This window comes from Pseudomonas citri (genome assembly GCF_025336485.1).
Classification (GTDB): Bacteria; Pseudomonadota; Gammaproteobacteria; order Pseudomonadales; family Pseudomonadaceae; genus Aquipseudomonas; species Aquipseudomonas citri.
In genome coordinates, this window is the sequence record NZ_JAODAB010000005.1 from 24159 (window position 1) to 41696 (window position 17538).

The following is a 17538-nucleotide window of genomic DNA, read 5'->3' on the forward strand; positions in this document are numbered from 1 at the left end:
ATCGCGGGCAAGCCTTGCTCCCACGAGTCCGCTTCCACAGAAAGTGTTCATCAACGCCTTGTATCACCGGCATTCGGTCACGCGAGCCTTATGTGGTAGGCTTTGTCGGTTTGCACAGTGGGCGGTTGGAAGCCGAATCTGCAGCTCGGCGTTTGCACGTCCCATTTGTTCGCCACAGGAGTCCCCATGCGTTTGATCCAGTTGTTCACCGCCGCCGCCATTGCGCTGGCCAGCACCTTTGTCATCGCCGATGACGCGGCCGACAAGGCTATCCGCAAGAGCCTGGAAAACCTTCAGCTCGAAGTGCCGATCGAGGCCATCTCAGCCAGTCCCATGGCTGGCCTGTATGAGGTCAAGCTCAAGGGCAGCCGCGTGCTCTACGCCAGCGCCGATGGCCAGTACATCGTCCAGGGCAACCTGTTCGAGCTCAAGGATGGCAAGCCGGTCAACCTTACCGAACTGACCGAGCGCCAGGGCATTTCCAAGTTGATCAATGGTATTCCGGTCGCTGAAACCGTGGTTTACCCGGCCGTGGGTGAAACCAAGTCCCACATCACCGTGTTCACCGACACCACGTGCCCGTATTGCCACAAGCTGCATGCCGAAGTGCCGGAGCTGAACAAGCGTGGCATCGAAGTGCGCTATGTCGCGTTCCCGCGCCAGGGCCTGGGCTCGCCGGGTGATGAGCAGTTGCAGGCGGTCTGGTGCTCCAAGGACAAGAAAGCGGCCATGGACAAGATGGTCGATGGCAAGGAAATCAAGGCCGCGAAATGTGATAACCCGGTTTCCAAGCAGTTTGCTCTCGGACAGTCAATAGGCGTGAACGGTACACCTGCAATTGTTTTGGCCGATGGTCAGGTAATTCCGGGCTACCAGCCGGCGCCGCAAGTCGCCAAACTGGCTCTGGGCGCGAAATGATCATGGGCGATCTGCTTTTGAAGAGTACGGCTCGGCGAAACCTTCGTCGGGCCGTTAAACACTAAGTCGCGTTGCTGCGCGGCTGTATTTCACGGCCGACCTTGCGTCGGCCGTTTCATGGGGAGTCAAGAGTGAATCCGGTCAAAGTAGGCATCTGTGGGTTAGGTACCGTCGGTGGCGGCACCTTCAACGTACTTCAGCGCAACGCCGAGGAAATTGCTCGTCGTGCCGGGCGTGGAATCGAAGTGGCACAAATTGCCATGCGCACGCCAAAGCCTCAGTTCCAGACGACCGGTATTGCGATTACCAACGATGTCTTCGAAGTGGCCACGAACCCTGAGATCGACATCGTCATAGAGCTGGTGGGCGGCTATACCGTTGCCCGCGAGCTGGTACTCAAGGCCATCGAGAATGGCAAGCATGTGGTCACCGCGAACAAAGCGCTTATCGCCGTTCACGGTAATGAGATTTTCGCCAAGGCACGCGAGAAGGGCGTGATCGTGGCTTTCGAAGCGGCCGTGGCCGGTGGTATCCCGGTGATCAAGGCGATCCGCGAAGGGCTGTCGGCCAACCGTATCAACTGGGTGGCGGGGATCATCAACGGCACCGGCAATTTCATCCTCACCGAGATGCGCGAGAAGGGTCGCGCTTTCGAGGACGTGCTCGCCGAAGCCCAGGTGCTGGGTTACGCGGAGGCTGACCCGACGTTCGACGTGGAAGGCATCGACGCGGCGCACAAGCTGACGATCCTGGCATCCATCGCGTTCGGTATTCCGTTGCAGTTCGACAAGGCTTACACCGAAGGCATCACCAAGCTGACCACCGCTGACGTGAACTACGCCGAAGCCTTGGGCTACCGCATCAAGCACCTGGGCGTGGCGCGCAGCACCGCCAGTGGTATCGAGCTGCGGGTGCATCCGACGCTGATCCCGGCCGATCGCCTGCTCGCCAACGTCAACGGTGTGATGAACGCGGTGATGGTCAATGGCGATGCCTCTGGCTCGACGTTGTTCTACGGCGCTGGCGCAGGCATGGAGCCGACCGCTTCCTCGGTGGTGGCCGACCTGGTGGACGTGGTTCGCGCCATGACCTCCGACCCGGAAAACCGTGTGCCGCACCTGGCCTTCCAGCCGGATTCGCTGTCGGCTCATCCGATTCTTCCGATCGAGGCGTGCGAAAGCTCCTACTACCTGCGCATCCAGGCCAAGGACCATCCGGGCGTGTTGGCCCAGGTGGCGAGCATCCTGTCGGAGCGTGGCATCAACATCGAGTCGATCATGCAGAAGGAAGTCGAGGAGCATGATGGCCTGGTGCCGATGATCCTGCTGACCCACCGCGTGGTCGAGCAACGCATCAATGATGCGATCACGGCGCTGGAGGCGCTCCAGGGCGTGGTTGGCCCGGTGGTCCGTATCCGTGTCGAGCATCTGAATTAATCAAAGCGGCAAGCGGCAAGCCACAAGCTACAAGTTGAAAGCGGATCGGCTTCTACTTGTAGCTTGCAGCTTGAAGCTCGAAGCTCAAACCAAAGGTTTGCCCCCATGCGCTATATCAGTACCCGCGGCCAGGCACCGGCCCTGAATTTCGAAGATGTCCTGTTGGCCGGCCTGGCCACGGACGGCGGCCTTTACGTGCCGGAGAACCTGCCGCGCTTCACCCAGGAGGAAATCGCTTCCTGGGCCGGCCTGCCGTATCACGAACTGGCATTCCGGGTCATGCGCCCGTTTGTCGCCGGCAGCATTCCGGACGCCGATTTCAAGAAAATCCTGGAAGAGACCTATGGCGTCTTTTCCCACAGTGCCATCGCACCGTTGCGCCAGCTCAACGGCAATGAATGGGTCATGGAGCTGTTCCACGGTCCGACCCTGGCGTTCAAGGACTTTGCCCTGCAACTGCTGGGTCGCCTGCTGGACTATGTGCTGCAAAAACGTGGCGAACGCGTGGTGATCGTCGGTGCCACCTCGGGCGATACCGGTTCGGCGGCCATCGAAGGCTGCAAGCGTTGTGAAAACGTCGACATCTTCATCCTGCATCCGCACAACCGCGTCTCGGACGTGCAACGCCGGCAGATGACGACGATTTTTGGCGATAACATCCACAACATCGCCATCGAAGGCAACTTCGACGACTGCCAGGAAATGGTCAAGGCCAGCTTCGCCGACCAGGGCTTCCTCAAGGGCACCCGCCTGGTGGCGGTCAACTCGATCAACTGGGCACGGATCATGGCCCAGATCGTTTACTACTTCCACGCAGCCCTGCAATTGGGCAGCCCGGCCCGTTCGGTGGCGTTCTCGGTACCTACCGGCAACTTCGGCGACATTTTCGCCGGTTACCTGGCTCGCAACATGGGGCTGCCGATCAACCAGTTGATCGTCGCCACCAACCGCAACGACATCCTGCACCGCTTCATGAGCGGTAACCAGTACGTCAAGGAAACCCTGCACGCCACGCTGTCGCCGTCGATGGACATCATGGTGTCGTCGAACTTCGAGCGCTTGCTGTTCGACCTGCACGGTCGCAATGGCGCGGCAATTGCCAGCCTGATGGACAGCTTCCGGCAGGGTGGTGGTTTCAGCGTCGAAGCCGAGCGCTGGACCGAGGCCCGCAAGCTGTTCGACTCCCTGGCCGTGGACGATGAGCAGACCTGCGAAACCATCGCCGAGGTGTTCGGGCAGAGCGGCGAGTTGCTCGACCCGCACACGGCGATTGGCGTCAGGGCTGCCCGTGAGTGCCGTCGCAGCCTGGACATCCCGATGGTGATCCTGGGCACGGCGCATCCGGTCAAGTTCCCGGAAGCCGTGCAGAAAGCGGGCGTAGGAAAAGCGCTTGAACTCCCTGCACATCTTTCTGATTTGTTTGAGCGAGATGAGCGTTGCACCGTGTTGCCCAACGACCTGAAGGCCGTGCAGGCCTTTGTCAGCCAGCATGGCAACCGCGGCAAGCCCCTCTAAGCGCTGAAACCTGTCACATTTTGAAGCCCGTCTCCTGACGGGCTTTCTTGTTTCTGCATGCCAAACTGGTCGGGTGTCGCCCTTGGAGGGTGGGCGAGTCATTTCGAAGGATATGCAGATGTTGTTTTTTACCAAAGGCAAGCCAGCCCTGGGCTGGATAATGGGCATGGCCCTGATGCATTGGGGGCAGGGGGCCCACGCAGCCCAGTTGGCGGCATTCGAAACGCCACCGGCCAATCCCGGTAAGGGACTGGTGCTGGACGCGCAGGAATTGAAGTGGATCAAGGAGAACCCCCGCGTCATCGTGGCTACCCTGCAGTTTCCGTTGTACCTGTTCAGGAATGAACTGGGGCAATGGAATGGGCTGAATCACGACATTCTCCAGCGCATTGCGCAAATGACGGGCCTTGAGTTCGTGCATCGGGAGTCGTTCTCCCCCGCAGAGTTGATGACGATGCTGGAAAATGGCGAGGCCGACATGACGACCTTGTTGGCAATGAATGAGGAACGTCGGGACTTTCTGAGTTTCAGTCATGCGTTCGGCGGCTCTGGCTGGGTATTCGTCGGCCGTGACGGGGAGTCGATCCTGCATTCTTTGGAACAGCTTGAAGGCAAGGTCCTGGCCTTGCCGGCACGGCATGCGTTGGAGGCGCAGATCCGGCGGGACTACCCGGCCATCGAGTTGCGCACGACCAAGACCTATGGCGAGGCGCGTGCGCTGGTGGAGAGCCGCGAAGCCTATGCCACCATCGAAAATGAAACCGGGGTGCATCTGTACCCTGCCGGGCAGTTGCAAGTAGGAAGAGGCCTTGAGGGCATCTGGGAGCCGGATTACCTGGCAGTGCGCCAGGACCTGGTCCTGTTGCTCAGTATCTTGAACAAGGCGCTGGAAGCCTTCCCAGCCGAGGACATGCGCGCGCTGCGGTCCAAGTGGATGGCCGGCGTTACTCCGGTTCAGGTGCCCTCGACCTGGGAGCGGCTGTCCGGTTGGGGTTACTGGTGCATGACGGTGATGGTGTTGTTCGCCCTCCTGTCCCTCTTGTGGAACCGCCGGTTGCAGGTACAGATCGACCAGCGTCTCAAGGCCGAGGCGGTCCTCAAGGACCAGGTGATGCTCCAGCGGGCCTTGATGGATGCCGTCCCCGACCCGATTTTCATCCGCGACCTGCAAGGGCGCCTGGTCATGTGCAACAAAAGCTATGAGGACCAGTTTGCGACCCGTTTCGAAAAGTTGCGAGGTAAGCGGCTGGACGAATGTGCAGCGTTCCCTGCGGCCACCGCCGAGCTGCTGCATGGGGAGGTGATGGAGCAATTGCGAACTGGCCAGTCTCGGTTTGTCGACCGTCAATTGATGTTCAGCGGTGGACTGCGGGAGGTTTACCACTGGTCGGTGCCTTTCTACGGGGCCGACGGGCAACTGCGCGGTCTTCTGGGGGGCTGGATTGACGTGGGTCGACGCTGGCGTCGTTCCGATCAGAGCCTGGCCTGAATCCAGGTGGCTTCAAGGTGATCGTTTCAAGCGAAGGCTGTTGTCTACCTGTCATATTGGACGCGCATGCTCGGTGGAACGGGTCCAAGGCGTGCCGGTTCGGTGCGCCGACGAACTTTGTGTTGCGCCGCGCGGTCATTGACTGTGTACGCGCAGTTGTTTTCGGACTATTGAAGGGTGAGCGAATGGAAAGTATCCGCCTGTTGCTGGGTGAGGCCCTGAACCCGTATCAAGTCACGCTGACGCCCTCCGGTACCAAGGGAGAATGCCTGGTGACCCTGAAGAATGCCGCCGGGGCCATTATCGTCGAGCGAGTCTTCCATCAAGCGCAATTGACCGACAAACGCCAGCTGACGGATGTCGTCGATGGCTTGCACCGCGATGTACTGATCGCCGAGGGACGCCTGGAGCCTTGTGTGATCGCGGCACTGCGTAACCTGGCCCGCGACAAGGTCATGACCGCAGCGAATTGATCCCGATTCTGTGGGAACCTTCCGACGTATTGGTGAGTCAGACCCTTTACCAACAAGATCAAGCATTGTGCTCCGGTGCTTGTCGCTTGTTGCACGGACCTTAATGGTCTTGTTTAACCCCGAGTTGTCTCCCCACTTCTCGGGGTTTCTTTTTGCCTGGCGTTCAAGGTTTGCAACACGTTCAGCCAAGGGGGCAACGCCGCCCCCTTGTGGGGGCCTGCTTCAAATGGCGCCGTCAGTGCGCAGTTTGGCGATCTGCTGCGTGTCGTAGCCCAGTTCCGCAAGCACCTGCGCGTTGTGCTCTCCCAGCGCCGGGCCGACCCATTCGGCGCTGCCCGGGGTGTCGGAGAGCTTTGGCACGATTCCCGGCATCTTGAACCCCTTGCCGTCCGGCAGCTTGGCCTGCAGGAACATCTCACGGGCGAGGAATTGCGGGTCGCTGAACATGTCCTCGGCGCTGAAAATCCGGCTGGCCGGCACGCCGGCCAGGTTCAACTGTTCGATGACGGTATCGAGTGGCAGCGAATGCACCCAGCGATCGATCACGCCATACAACTCGTCCCGCCGCGCGTCCCGCCCATCGTTGCTGGCCAGTTGCGGATCATCGGCCAAGTCATCGCGCCCGATGATCTGCATGAAGCGCTTGAAGATCGCATCGCCGTTGGCGCCAATCTGTACGTGCTTGCCGTCGGCGCTGGTGTGGATGGAGGAGGGGGTGATGCCGGGCATGATATTGCCGGTGCGCTCGCGGATGAAACCAAATACGTCGAACTCCGGCACCATGCTTTCCATCATGGCGAAAATCGCCTCGTACAAGGCCACGTCCACCACCTGCCCGGTGCCGCCGTTGATCTCACGGTGACGCAAGGCCATCAGGGCGCCAATCACGCCCCAGAGGGCGGCGATGGAGTCGCCGATGGAAATCCCGGTGCGTACCGGTGGGCGGTCCTCGAAACCGGTGATGTAGCGCAGGCCGCCCATGGACTCGCCCACGGCGCCGAACCCCGGCTGGTCCTTCATCGGCCCGGTCTGGCCAAAGCCCGAAAGCCGGACCATCACCAGTTTCGGATTCAATGCGTGCAGGACATCCCAGCCCAGGCCGAGTTTTTCCAGCACACCGGGTCGAAAGTTCTCGATCAGGATGTCGGCTTCGCCGATCAGTTGTTTCAGGATGGCCAGGCCTTCCGGATGCTTGAGGTTCAAGGTCACGGATTTCTTGTTGCGGGCCTGGACGAACCACCACAGCGAGGTGCCTTCGTACAGTTTTCGCCACTTGCGCAGCGGGTCGCCGCCATCGGGCGACTCGACCTTGATCACCTCGGCGCCGAATTCACCGCAGATCCTTGAAGCAAAGGGCCCGGCGATCAGGGTGCCGAGTTCGATGACTTTGACGCCGGCAAGGGGTTTGGCAGTAAGCGACATGACGGATCCTGTAGGACAAAGGCAAAACGGATAGAGCGTTTTATCATAGGCTAGCCGTAGGTTGATGGTCGGCAATTCGTGGATTGCCCGCATCATCGGTTAGACTTGCCGCCTTTCCTCGTATCAAGAAGCCCGTTCATGGCCCAGCCGTCCACGACTTACAAGTTTGAACTGAACCTCACCGATCTCGACCGTAATGTGTATGAGAATGTGAAACAGACCATCGCCCGCCACCCTTCGGAAACCGAGGAGCGCATGACCGTGCGCCTGCTGGCCTACGCGTTCTGGTACAACGAGCTGCTGTCGTTTGGTCGGGGGCTGTCGGATGTGGATGAACCGGCGCTGTGGGAAAAAAGCCTGGACGAACGGGTGCTGCACTGGATCGAAGTCGGCCAGCCCGATGCCGAGCGCCTGACCTGGTGCTCGCGCCGCACCGAGCGCACCAGCCTGCTGGCCTACGGCAGCCTGCGGGTCTGGGAAGGCAAGGTGGTCCCGGCGGTCAAGAACCTGAAGAACGTTAACATCGCCGCCGTGCCCCAGGACGTGCTCGAAACCCTGGCCCAGGACATGCCGCGGGTAATCAAGTGGGATGTGATGATCAGCGAAGGCACGATCTTCGTCACCGACGACCGCGGTCAGCATGAGGTCCAACTGCAGTGGTTGCTGGGCGAGCGCGGTTGAGTCATTGACCCTGTATCAAGTGAACGCATCGTGGTGAGGGAGCTTGCTCCCTCACCACGATCCAGGATCCCCAAAAAATAGAGAAATGTCTGTTCTCCCATGCGCATAGAACCCCGCCCGTTACCCGACACCCTGCCGTTTCTCGGTGATTTGCCACCGCTGTTGACCCGCCTGTATGCCGCCCGTGGCGTACAGTCCGAGGCTGAGCTGGACAAGAGCCTGGCGCGCTTGATCCCTTTCCAACAGCTCAAGGGGATCGATGCGGCGGTGGACTTGCTGGTGGTGGCGCTGGAGCAACGCCAGCGGATCCTGATCGTCGGTGACTTCGATGCCGATGGCGCGACGGCCAGCACCGTGGGCATGCTGGGTTTGCGCCTGCTCGGTGCCGCTCATGTCGACTATCTGGTACCCAATCGCTTTGAATACGGCTACGGGCTGACGCCGGAAATCGTCGAAGTCGCCCTGGCGCGCGAGCCGCAATTGCTGATCACCGTGGACAATGGCATTTCCAGCGTGGAAGGCGTGGCCGCGGCGAAGGCTGCGGGGCTCAAGGTGCTGGTGACCGACCACCACCTGCCTGGCCTGGAGCTGCCCGTGGCCGACGCCATCGTCAATCCGAACCAGCCGGGCTGCGAGTTCCCGAGCAAGGCCCTGGCCGGGGTCGGGGTGATTTTCTATGTGTTGATGGCGCTGCGCGCGCGCCTGCGTAGCCTGGGCTGGTACGCCAGCAAACCGCAGCCGAACATCGGCGAATTGCTCGACCTGGTGGCCTTGGGCAGCGTGGCTGACGTGGTGCCGCTGGACGCCAACAACCGGATCCTGGTGCATCAGGGTCTGGAACGGATTCGCGCCGGTCGCGCCCGTTCTGGCATCAAGGCCATTTTGGAAGTCGCCAAGCGCGATCACTCACGGATTACCTCCACCGACCTCGGGTTCATCCTCGGCCCACGCCTGAACGCGGCGGGGCGCCTGGACGACATGAGCCTGGGCATCGAGTGCCTGCTCACCGACGATGCGGCCCTGGCGCGGGAAATGGCCGTGCAACTGGACGGCATGAACCAGGACCGCAAGTCCATCGAGCAAGGCATGCAGCGCGAAGCCATGGCCCAGCTCAAGGACCTGCCGGTGGAGTCGATGCCATTCGGTTTGTGCCTGTTCGATCCGCAGTGGCACCAAGGGGTCATTGGCATCCTCGCCTCGCGGATGAAAGAGCGCTATTTCCGTCCGACCATTGCCTTTGCCGATGCCGGGGATGGCTTGCTCAAGGGCTCGGGCCGCTCGGTGCCGGGCTTTCATATCCGTGATGCGTTGAGTGTGGTGGCGGCGCAGCATCCGACCCTGATCAACAAGTACGGCGGTCACGCCATGGCGGCGGGGCTGACGCTGTCGGAGGCGAATTTTCCGTTGTTCGCCGAGGCGTTCGATGCGGAAGTGCGCCGGCAGTTGCGCGAAGAGGACCTGACCGGCCGGCTGCTGTCGGACGGCACCCTGGCGGTGGAGGAATTCCACTTGGAGCTGGCCCGGGCGCTGCGCCACGCCGGCCCCTGGGGCCAGCATTTTCCGGAGCCGATGTTCCACGGGGTGTTCCAACTGGTTGAACAACGCGTGGTGGGGGAGCGGCACCTGAAGGTGGTGCTCAAGAGCGAATGCGGTTCGGTGAAGCTTGACGGCATAGCCTTCGGCATCGACCGCGAGATCTGGCCGAACCCCACCGTGCGCTGGGTCGAGCTGGCCTACAAACTCGATCTCAACGAGTTCCGCGGGCAGGAGTCGGTGCAGTTGATGATTGCCCACATCGAGCCGCGGTAAGCACAAATCGTAATCTGCCGCGTGGCGATGTGGGAGCAAGGCTTGCCCGCGATGAAGGCGATGCGGTCTTTCAAGGAACGGGATGCCTGGTTCGCGAGCAAGCTTTGTTCCCACATCGTAATCAGGGCCGGTTTTTAGGTTCTGAACCCTCCCTCCTTCCCGGTTGTCGACTAGGCTCTAAGCACTGGTTGATAGCCCTTGTGACGTCTTGTCGATTTTCGTTGCCCGCGGGGGCGGGTGTTGTGCCTTTTGTCACTCGTCGACTTTTCAAACAGAACCCTGGAGCCTGCCCACTGATTAGAGAGGTGCCCCATGAGTCTGCTGCTGGAACCCTTTACCGTTCGCCAATTGACCTTGCCCAATCGCATTGCGGTGTCGCCGATGTGCCAGTACTCGAGCACTGATGGCCTGGCCAACGATTGGCACCTGGTGCACCTCGGCAGTCGTGCCGTGGGTGGTGCCGGCCTGGTCTTCACCGAAGCCACCGCGGTCACCGCCGACGGTCGGATCACCGCCCAGGACCTGGGGTTGTGGAACGATGAGCAGATCGAACCCCTGCAACGCATCACGCGTTTCATTACCGCCCAAGGAGCCGTGCCGGGCATCCAACTGGCCCACGCCGGACGCAAGGCCAGCACCTGGCGACCCTGGTTGGGCAAACATGGCAGCGTGAAACCGGAGGACGGTGGCTGGGTGCCGGTCGGGCCGTCGCCGATTGCCTTCGATCCGCAACACACTCAGCCTGCCAAATTGGACGAGGAGCAGATCGCCGGCGTCATCCAGGCATTCGTGGCTTCTGCCAGGCGCGCTTTGACGGCGGGATTCAAAGTGGTCGAGGTCCATGCCGCCCATGGTTATCTGCTGCATCAGTTCCTCTCACCCTTGAGCAACCAGCGGCGCGATCAGTACGGCGGTTCGTTCGAGAACCGCATCCGCCTGGTGCTGCAAGTCACCGAAGCAGTACGGGCCGTGTGGCCTGAAGAGTTGCCGGTATTCGTGCGCGTTTCCGCCACCGATTGGGTCGAGGATGGTTGGAACCCCGATGAGACCGTGGAGCTGGCGCGGCGTTTCAGGACGTTGGGCGTGGACTTGATCGACGTCTCATCGGGGGGCACTGCCGCGAACGCGGAAATTCCCACCGGCCCGGGCTACCAGACGCGTTTTGCCGAACGGGTACGCAAGGAATCGGAAATTGCCACCGGCACCGTCGGCATGATCACCGAACCGGCCCAGGCCGAGCACATTTTGCGAACCTGCCAGGCCGACATCATTTTCCTGGCCCGCGAACTGTTGCGCGATCCGTATTGGGCGCTGCATGCCGACGATGACCTGGGCGGACATAAGGCCGTGTGGCCGGCGCAGTATCAGCGGGCGACGCACCGGGACCAGCCGATCCATGAGTCGGATTTGCGCGATTGAGTGTCCGATACAAAGCAAAAGCCCCGGTCGTCTTGGCCGGGGCTTTTGCTTTTTCGGTGTTTGTACCGGCCCTATCTGTACCGGCCCTATCGCGAGTGGGCTCGCCATAGGGCCGGCCCAGGCTCAGGGATACTTGCGCTTATCCGGCGCCGGCGGGAAGTACTGGTACAGCCAGGTCTCGCTCAAGGTCCGGTCCTTGGTTCGAATGAACAGGCGCATCTGCACCGGGTCCACGCGGTCGTCGGTTGGATACCAGTCGAAGGTGATGCGGTAGCCCTTGATCTCATCCAGCACCAACACGTTGAAGTCCTTGACCTCGCCATGGGAGCAGGTGACCACGGGTTCGATGCCGGTACCTGGGGGCAGTTGATCGAGGCCGCCGCCGCTGAAGTCCACGGCGAATCGGCGTGCCCAGACCGTCGGATAATGTTCGCCTGGGGCCCAACCTTCGATGAAGCCGCCCATGCCGGAGCGAGTCGCATCGACGTGCGCCAGGTCGGTGCTCACCGGTGGCAGGGCGCTCCAGTAGAGCTTGTAGCCATAGTTGAGCGAGTCACCGGCGGCGACGGGTTTCTTCGGTGTCCAGAACGCGACGATGTTATCCAGGGTTTCACCGGTCGTCGGGATCTCCAGCAGATCCACCGAGCCTTCGCCCCAGGCGGTGGTGGGTTCGACCCACAGGCTTGGGCGCTTGCTGTACCAGTCCACGGTGTCCTGGTAGCTGGAAAAATCATGGTCGGTCTGCACCAGGCCGAAGCCTTTCGGATCCTTGTCGGCGAAGGCATTGAACTGCAGGGTGGCCGGGTTGTTCAGCGGGCGGCATACCCACTCGCCGTTGCCGCGCCACATGGCCAGCCGGTCGGAATCGTGGATCTGTGGGTGAATGGTGTCGCACATGCGCCGCTCGACGGTGCCGCAACTGAACATGCTGGTCATCGGTGCGATGCCCAGTTGTTCGATGGCGGTACGGGCGTTGATATGGGCGTCGACCTCCATTACCACGCGGGTCGGCTGGCAATCGATGTCAAAACGATAGGCGCCAGTGGCGCTGGGCGAATCGAGCAGGGCATAGACCACGAAGCGGGTGCTGTTCTTGTCCGGCGTCTCGAACCAGAATTTGGTGAAGTCGGGGAATTCTTCACGCTTCTTGGCGTAAGTGTCGATGGCCAGGCCGCGGGCGGACAGCCCGTATTGGCCGGTCGCGTCCACGGCGCGGAAGTAGCTGGCGCCCAGGAACGAAAGGATATCGTGCCGGTCCAGCTCCGGGGCCTTGAACACCCGGAAGCCTGCGAACCCCAGGTCACCGGTGAGCTGCGAAGTATTGACCGTGGTCTTCTCGTAGTTGAACAGCTCCGGGCGGAAGTGCACTTCACGGGCCACCCGGCTTTTCGAGTCGACGCTGTACATGCGCACCGGCTGTTTGAAACCCATGCCGACATGGAAAAACTGCAAGTCCAATTGGCCGCCCAGTTGATTCCACAGAGAGTGCTTGGCGTCGTATTGAATGGCGTTGAACTGCAATGGCGACATCATTGCCAGGGTGGGCGGCAGAACTTGCTTGGTGTCGACGTAGCGGCCTTTGGCAAGTTGCCGGGCCTGGTCTTTCAGGTCATTGAAGTCGAAGGGACGGGCGTCGCCGTCGGCAGTCTGGTCAGCAGCCCAGGCACGGGCGGCCATGAGCCCAGAGGCCGAAAGTCCGGTGTAGGCGGCGAAGGCCATGGAGGCCTTGAGCAGATTCCTGCGGTGCATAAATACAACCTTTCTCGAAGCAATTCCGTGCCGTTCCTGGCAACAGAGATCAGTGGAGGAGTTCGGCCATGCCTTGCCAAACGCGACGAACGTAGAACAGATGCCTGAGAATTGGATCGGTTCACCGAGGCGCAAAATCATAGGGGAAATACACGCTTAAAGAGAAAGGAAAGCGTGGCTTGGTCAAATTTTCTTACAGATGTTTCTTTTTTTATCCCGATCATGACCTTTTTTGACTAATTACTCTAAAAATCTCTTTTCACGGGGGGAATCCTCCCTATTCTCTAGATGCGGATGGCGCTATCAGGTCAACTCGACGTACGGAAGGACAACTCATGACAAAAATACAGGGCATTACCCAAATGCTAGGGATCTTTCCAGGCATGGCCAACCCGCGCCGGACACGTCGGCTCAGCCTGGAAGAAATGAGACTGGTCGAGCGCTATCGAGAGTTGTCGGAGAACGATCGGATCGCCATGCGCTACCTGGTGGATGCGATGCGCAGTGTTTCGCGGTTTTGAAGATGGGGTTTACTGCTTTTCAGGCGAAAATTTTGGCTATTTCCTTGCAGCAGGCTGAGTTATTCCATCGGCCGAAGCGAATAGGCTTACGATCAGCGGCGATTGCAGGTTTTGAAGCGAGGTATTACCTTCTTTCAAAAAGTAATACCTCAAAGGAGAGCGTTATGGCGACGACTATGACCAGTAAGGGACAAGTCACCATCCCTAAACCTATTCGCGATGCGCTGCACTTGATGCCCGGAAGCGCGGTTGAATTCAGCGTCAATGCGCAAGGTGAAGTGGTGCTGCATTCAGGTAAGGCTCGAGCAGTCCAAAAAAAGGTCCATGACCGTTTTGAGGCCGTACGCGGCAAGGCGGATATCAAATGGCGCACTGACGATCTTATGTTGCTGCTACGTGGTGAAGATTGATGATGCTGGTCGACACCAATGTTTTGATTGATGTCCTGGAAGATGATCCGGTTTGGGCTGATTGGTCGGTCCAACAGTTGCGTGCCCAATCTCAAGTCCATGAACTGGTCATCAATCCGATTATCTATGCCGAACTGTCTCAGACATTCTCCACCTTCGAGGCTTTGGATGAAGTGGTCGAGGAGCTTGGGCTGCTCGTGCAAGAAGTGCCTCGACCTGCATTGTTTCTGGCTGGGAAAGCTTTCTTGCGCTATCGAAAGGCAGGAGGTGGAAAAAGTAACGTGCTGGCAGATTTCTTCATAGGCGCCCACGCTGCGGTGAATCGCTTGCCTTTGCTTACCCGGGACGCCAGACGCTACCGAAATTATTTCCCTTCGGTCGAGTTGGTGGTGCCATCTTGATAACTGGAATAGCCACGGCCAGATCTGTCGTCTGGCCGGGCTGATGAATGTGACTCAATGCTTGAACATCACATGCCGCACCACCGTGTAGTCCTCCAACCCATACATGGACATGTCCTTGCCATAGCCGGAACGTTTCTGGCCGCCGTGGGGCATTTCGCTGACCAGCATGAAGTGGGTGTTTACCCAGGTGCAGCCGTATTGCAGGCGTGCCGACAGGCGATGGGCGCGGCCGATGTCGGCGGTCCATACCGATGAGGCCAGGCCGTAGTCCGAATCGTTGGCCCAGGCCAGCACTTGTGCTTCATCGAGGAACGGCGTGACGGACACCACCGGTCCGAAGACTTCTCTGCGAACGATTTCGTCGTCCTGCTGGGCGTCGGCCAGGACCGTCGGCTCGAAGAAGAACCCGTTGCCTTCCACGGCCTTGCCGCCTGTGACCAGGCGGATGTGCGGCTGGGCGATGGCCCGTTCGACGAACCCGGCCACGCGGTCGCGATGCTGGGCGGTGATCAGCGGGCCCATCTCGGTGTCGGGTGCGGTTTGCAGGCCGTACTTGATGCTGGCCACCGCCGCGCCGAGCTTCTCGACGAACCGGTCGTAGATACCTTGCTGGGCATAGATGCGGCAGGCGGCGGTGCAGTCCTGGCCGGCGTTGTAGAAGCCGAACGTGCGGATGCCTTCCACGGCTGCGTCGATGTCGGCATCGTCGAAGATGATCACCGGGGCCTTGCCGCCCAGTTCCATATGGGTGCGCTTGACGCTGTCGGCGGTGCTGGAAATGATGTGCGAGCCGGTGGCGATGGAGCCGGTCAGCGACACCATGCGCACTTTCGGATGGGTGACCAGCGGCTGGCCAACGCTCGGCCCACGGCCGAAGATCACGTTGAGCACGCCAGCCGGGAAAATCTCCGACGCCAGTTCCGCCAGGCGCAGCGCCGTCAGCGGGGTCTGTTCCGATGGCTTGAGCACCACGGTATTGCCGGCGGCCAGGGCTGGGGCGATCTTCCAGGCAACCATCATCAGCGGGTAGTTCCACGGCGCGATGGAGGCGATGACCCCCACCGGATCGCGACGGACCATCGAGGTGTGCCCCGGCAGGTATTCACCGCCCGCCGAGCCCGTCATGCAGCGGCTGGCCCCGGCGAAAAAACGGAACACATCGGCAATGGCCGGGATCTCGTCGTTCAGCGCCGCGCTCAAGGGTTTGCCGCAGTTATCCGACTCCAGTTTCGCCAGCTCTTCGCCGTGGGCTTCGATGGCCTCGGCCAGCTTGAGCAGCAACAGGGAGCGGTCCTTTGGGCTGACTTGCGACCAGCTGTCGAAGGCGCTGTCGGCGGCGCGCACGGCCGCGTCGACCTGGGCTTCGCTGGCTTCGTTGATCTCCACCAGCACCCGTCCCAGCGCCGGGTTGAACACAGCTTGGCCAGGGCCCTCGCCCGTCACCAACTGGCCATTGATCAGCAGTTTGGTTTGCATGTCCATGTCCTCTTGATCTTGCTTGTGATTCTTTGTGGGGATTGGGTTCAGCCATTTACTTATTTTGCGCCGCTGCCCGCCACGCTTTCGCCCCCGCGAGTCAGGTAATAGGCACCCAATATAGGCAACATCGTGACCAGCATCACCAGCATCGCCACGACGTTGGTCACCGGCACATCCCGGGGGCGGCTGAGCTGGTTGAGCAACCACAGCGGCAAGGTGCGTTCGTGGCCGGCGGTGAAGGTGGTAACAATGATTTCGTCGAACGACAGCGCGAACGCCAGCATCCCGCCGGCCAACAGCGCCGAGCCAAGGTTGGGCAGGATGATGTAGCGAAAGGTCTGCCAGCCGTCGGCGCCCAGGTCCATCGAGGCCTCGATCAGGCTGTGGGAGGTACGGCGCAGGCGCGCGATGACGTTGTTGTAGACGATCACCACGCAAAAGGTCGCGTGGCCGACGACGATGGTGAACAGCCCCGGCTCGATTCCCAGGACCTTGAAGGTCGCCAGCAAGGCGATGCCGGTGATGATCCCCGGCAGTGCGATGGGCAGGATCAGCATCAGCGAAATGCCCTGCTTGCCGAAGAAGTCGCGGCGGTACAGGGCGGCCGAGGCCAGCGTACCGAGCACCAGGGCGATCAGTGTGGCGATGGCCGCGACCTGCAACGACAACCTGATCGCCTCCAGCACATCGGGGCGCGAAAAGGCGACGCTGAACCACTTCAAGGTCAAGCCCTTGGGCGGAAAGCTGAACGCCGCGTCCTCGGTGTTGAACGCATAGAGAAAGATGATCAGGATCGGAAAGTGCAAGAACACCAACCCGCCCCACGCCGCGCAGCGCAAGCCCCACGAGGCTCGGTCTTGAGAGTCAGAGCGCATCGAAAGCCCCCAGTCGCTTGACGATGGATAGATAGACGGCGATCAGCACGATGGGCACCAGGGTAAACGCCGCCGCCATGGGAATGTTGCCGATAGCCCCTTGCTGGGCATACACCATGCTGCCGACGAAGTACCCCGGCGGGCCCACCAGTTGCGGCACGATGAAATCCCCCAGGGTCAGCGAGAAGGTGAAGATCGAGCCGGCGGCGATACCCGGGATCGACAGCGGCAGGATCACATTCATGAAGGTCTGGCGGGGCTTGGCTCCCAGGTCCGCCGAGGCTTGCAGCAGCGACGGCGGCAGGCGTTCCAGGGAGGCCTGGATCGGCAGGATCATGAACGGCAGCCAGATGTAGACGAACACCAGGAAACGCCCCAGGTGCGACGTGGACAACGTGCTGCCACCGACGCCGGGAATGCCCAGCACCCATTGCAGTGCCGGCCCCAACCCCAGGTGCTGGACGAACCACTGCGCCACACCGCCCTTGGCCAGCAGCAACGTCCAGGCATAGGCCTTGACGATGTAGCTGGCCCACATCGGCAGCATGACCGCGATGTAGAAGAACGCCTTGGTCTTGCCGCTGGTGTAGCGTGCCATGTAGTAGGCAATCGGGAATGCGACGGTGGCGCTGGCGATGGAGACTACGATGGCCATGCCCAGGGTGCGCAGGATGATGTCGAAGTTCGACGGTTGGAACAGTGCCGTGAAATTCGCCAGGGTCAGGTCTGGCGTGACCGCCATGGTGAAGTCGTCGAAGGTGTAGAAACCCTGCCAGAGCAAGGTCAGCAGCGAACCCAGGTAGATCGCGCCGAACCATATCAGCGGCGGCACCAGCAGCAACGACAGGTACAGGTTGGGCCGCCGGTACAGCAGGTTGGAAAAACGTCGCGACGGTGAGCCAGGGGGGGACGCCGAGGCGATGGCCTGTGTGTTCATG

At 60.8% G+C, this 17538-nt stretch carries 16 protein-coding genes; 11 read left to right on the plus strand and 5 right to left on the minus strand.

The genetic code is table 11. The features are described 5' to 3' along the window. Nucleotides 1-186 precede the first annotated feature (186 nt). From N4Q37_RS07290 to N4Q37_RS07310, 5 genes are all read left to right on the plus strand, one after another. Nucleotides 187-918 carry a thioredoxin fold domain-containing protein gene (locus N4Q37_RS07290; protein ID WP_260956456.1) on the plus strand — a complete coding sequence of 244 codons (732 nt, stop codon included), beginning with the start codon at nucleotides 187-189 and terminating at the stop codon, nucleotides 916-918. Nucleotides 919-1049: 131 nt separating this feature from the next. Beyond that, the gene (locus tag N4Q37_RS07295) at nucleotides 1050-2354 is read left to right on the plus strand and encodes a homoserine dehydrogenase (RefSeq protein ID WP_260956457.1); all 1305 of its coding nucleotides are present in this window, start codon (nucleotides 1050-1052) and stop codon (nucleotides 2352-2354) included. 105 nt (nucleotides 2355-2459) lie between these two features. Beyond that, nucleotides 2460-3869, plus strand: coding sequence for a threonine synthase (gene thrC, locus N4Q37_RS07300; protein WP_260956459.1), 1410 nt, complete (start codon nucleotides 2460-2462; stop codon nucleotides 3867-3869). Between the two features lie 118 nt (nucleotides 3870-3987). Continuing rightward, a complete protein-coding gene (locus tag N4Q37_RS07305) occupies nucleotides 3988-5358 on the plus strand; it encodes a transporter substrate-binding domain-containing protein (RefSeq protein ID WP_260956461.1) in 1371 nt (456 codons plus the stop codon). 185 nt (nucleotides 5359-5543) lie between these two features. Next, nucleotides 5544-5831, plus strand: a complete 288-nt coding sequence (locus tag N4Q37_RS07310) for a DUF3509 domain-containing protein (protein ID WP_260956463.1) — start codon at nucleotides 5544-5546, stop codon at nucleotides 5829-5831. Nucleotides 5832-6053: 222 nt separating this feature from the next. Here the strand turns inward: N4Q37_RS07310 and N4Q37_RS07315 are convergent, their stop codons facing one another. Then, on the minus strand, nucleotides 6054-7253 hold the full coding sequence (locus tag N4Q37_RS07315; RefSeq protein WP_260956465.1) for a CaiB/BaiF CoA transferase family protein: 1200 nt from the start codon (nucleotides 7251-7253) through the stop codon (nucleotides 6054-6056). Between the two features lie 138 nt (nucleotides 7254-7391). Between N4Q37_RS07315 and N4Q37_RS07320 the strand changes: the two genes are divergently transcribed. The 3 genes from N4Q37_RS07320 (at nucleotide 7392) to N4Q37_RS07330 (ending at nucleotide 11162) form a co-directional block, all read left to right on the plus strand. After that, nucleotides 7392-7934: a YaeQ family protein gene (locus tag N4Q37_RS07320; protein ID WP_260956467.1), complete on the plus strand. Its 543-nt coding sequence runs from the start codon at nucleotides 7392-7394 to the stop codon at nucleotides 7932-7934. Between the two features lie 99 nt (nucleotides 7935-8033). Next, a complete protein-coding gene (gene recJ / locus N4Q37_RS07325) occupies nucleotides 8034-9743 on the plus strand; it encodes a single-stranded-DNA-specific exonuclease RecJ (protein ID WP_260956469.1) in 1710 nt (569 codons plus the stop codon). 312 nt (nucleotides 9744-10055) lie between these two features. Next, on the plus strand, nucleotides 10056-11162 hold the full coding sequence (locus N4Q37_RS07330) for an NADH:flavin oxidoreductase/NADH oxidase (RefSeq protein WP_260956471.1): 1107 nt from the start codon (nucleotides 10056-10058) through the stop codon (nucleotides 11160-11162). 123 nt (nucleotides 11163-11285) lie between these two features. Here the strand turns inward: N4Q37_RS07330 and N4Q37_RS07335 are convergent, their stop codons facing one another. Continuing rightward, nucleotides 11286-12911 (minus strand): glucan biosynthesis protein D, encoded by a 1626-nt coding sequence (locus N4Q37_RS07335; RefSeq protein WP_260956473.1) that lies wholly within the window; start codon nucleotides 12909-12911, stop codon nucleotides 11286-11288. 335 nt (nucleotides 12912-13246) lie between these two features. Between N4Q37_RS07335 and N4Q37_RS07340 the strand changes: the two genes are divergently transcribed. Genes N4Q37_RS07340 through N4Q37_RS07350 form a run of 3 tightly spaced genes read left to right on the plus strand, consistent with a single transcriptional unit; the run spans nucleotide 13247 to nucleotide 14243 of the window. Continuing rightward, entirely contained in the window at nucleotides 13247-13432 is a 186-nt protein-coding gene (locus N4Q37_RS07340) for a hypothetical protein (RefSeq protein WP_260956475.1), read from the plus strand. A gap of 2 nt (nucleotides 13433-13434) precedes the next feature. Further along, the gene (locus N4Q37_RS07345; protein ID WP_260956477.1) at nucleotides 13435-13842 is read left to right on the plus strand and encodes an AbrB/MazE/SpoVT family DNA-binding domain-containing protein; all 408 of its coding nucleotides are present in this window, start codon (nucleotides 13435-13437) and stop codon (nucleotides 13840-13842) included. Next, nucleotides 13842-14243 carry a type II toxin-antitoxin system VapC family toxin gene (locus tag N4Q37_RS07350; RefSeq protein ID WP_260956479.1) on the plus strand — a complete coding sequence of 134 codons (402 nt, stop codon included), beginning with the start codon at nucleotides 13842-13844 and terminating at the stop codon, nucleotides 14241-14243. Before N4Q37_RS07345 ends, N4Q37_RS07350 begins: the two co-directional genes overlap by 1 nt. A gap of 54 nt (nucleotides 14244-14297) precedes the next feature. On the opposite strand, the gene N4Q37_RS07355 is transcribed toward N4Q37_RS07350, so the two are convergent. The 3 genes from N4Q37_RS07355 to N4Q37_RS07365 are packed head-to-tail and all read right to left on the minus strand — an operon-like array spanning nucleotide 14298 to nucleotide 17537. Then, nucleotides 14298-15722, minus strand: a complete 1425-nt coding sequence (locus tag N4Q37_RS07355) for a gamma-aminobutyraldehyde dehydrogenase (RefSeq protein ID WP_260956480.1) — start codon at nucleotides 15720-15722, stop codon at nucleotides 14298-14300. 59 nt (nucleotides 15723-15781) lie between these two features. Continuing rightward, a complete protein-coding gene (locus N4Q37_RS07360; protein ID WP_260956483.1) occupies nucleotides 15782-16600 on the minus strand; it encodes an ABC transporter permease in 819 nt (272 codons plus the stop codon). Next, nucleotides 16590-17537, minus strand: a complete 948-nt coding sequence (locus tag N4Q37_RS07365) for an ABC transporter permease (RefSeq protein ID WP_260956485.1) — start codon at nucleotides 17535-17537, stop codon at nucleotides 16590-16592. Before N4Q37_RS07365 ends, N4Q37_RS07360 begins: the two co-directional genes overlap by 11 nt. Nucleotide 17538: the final 1 nt, after the last annotated feature.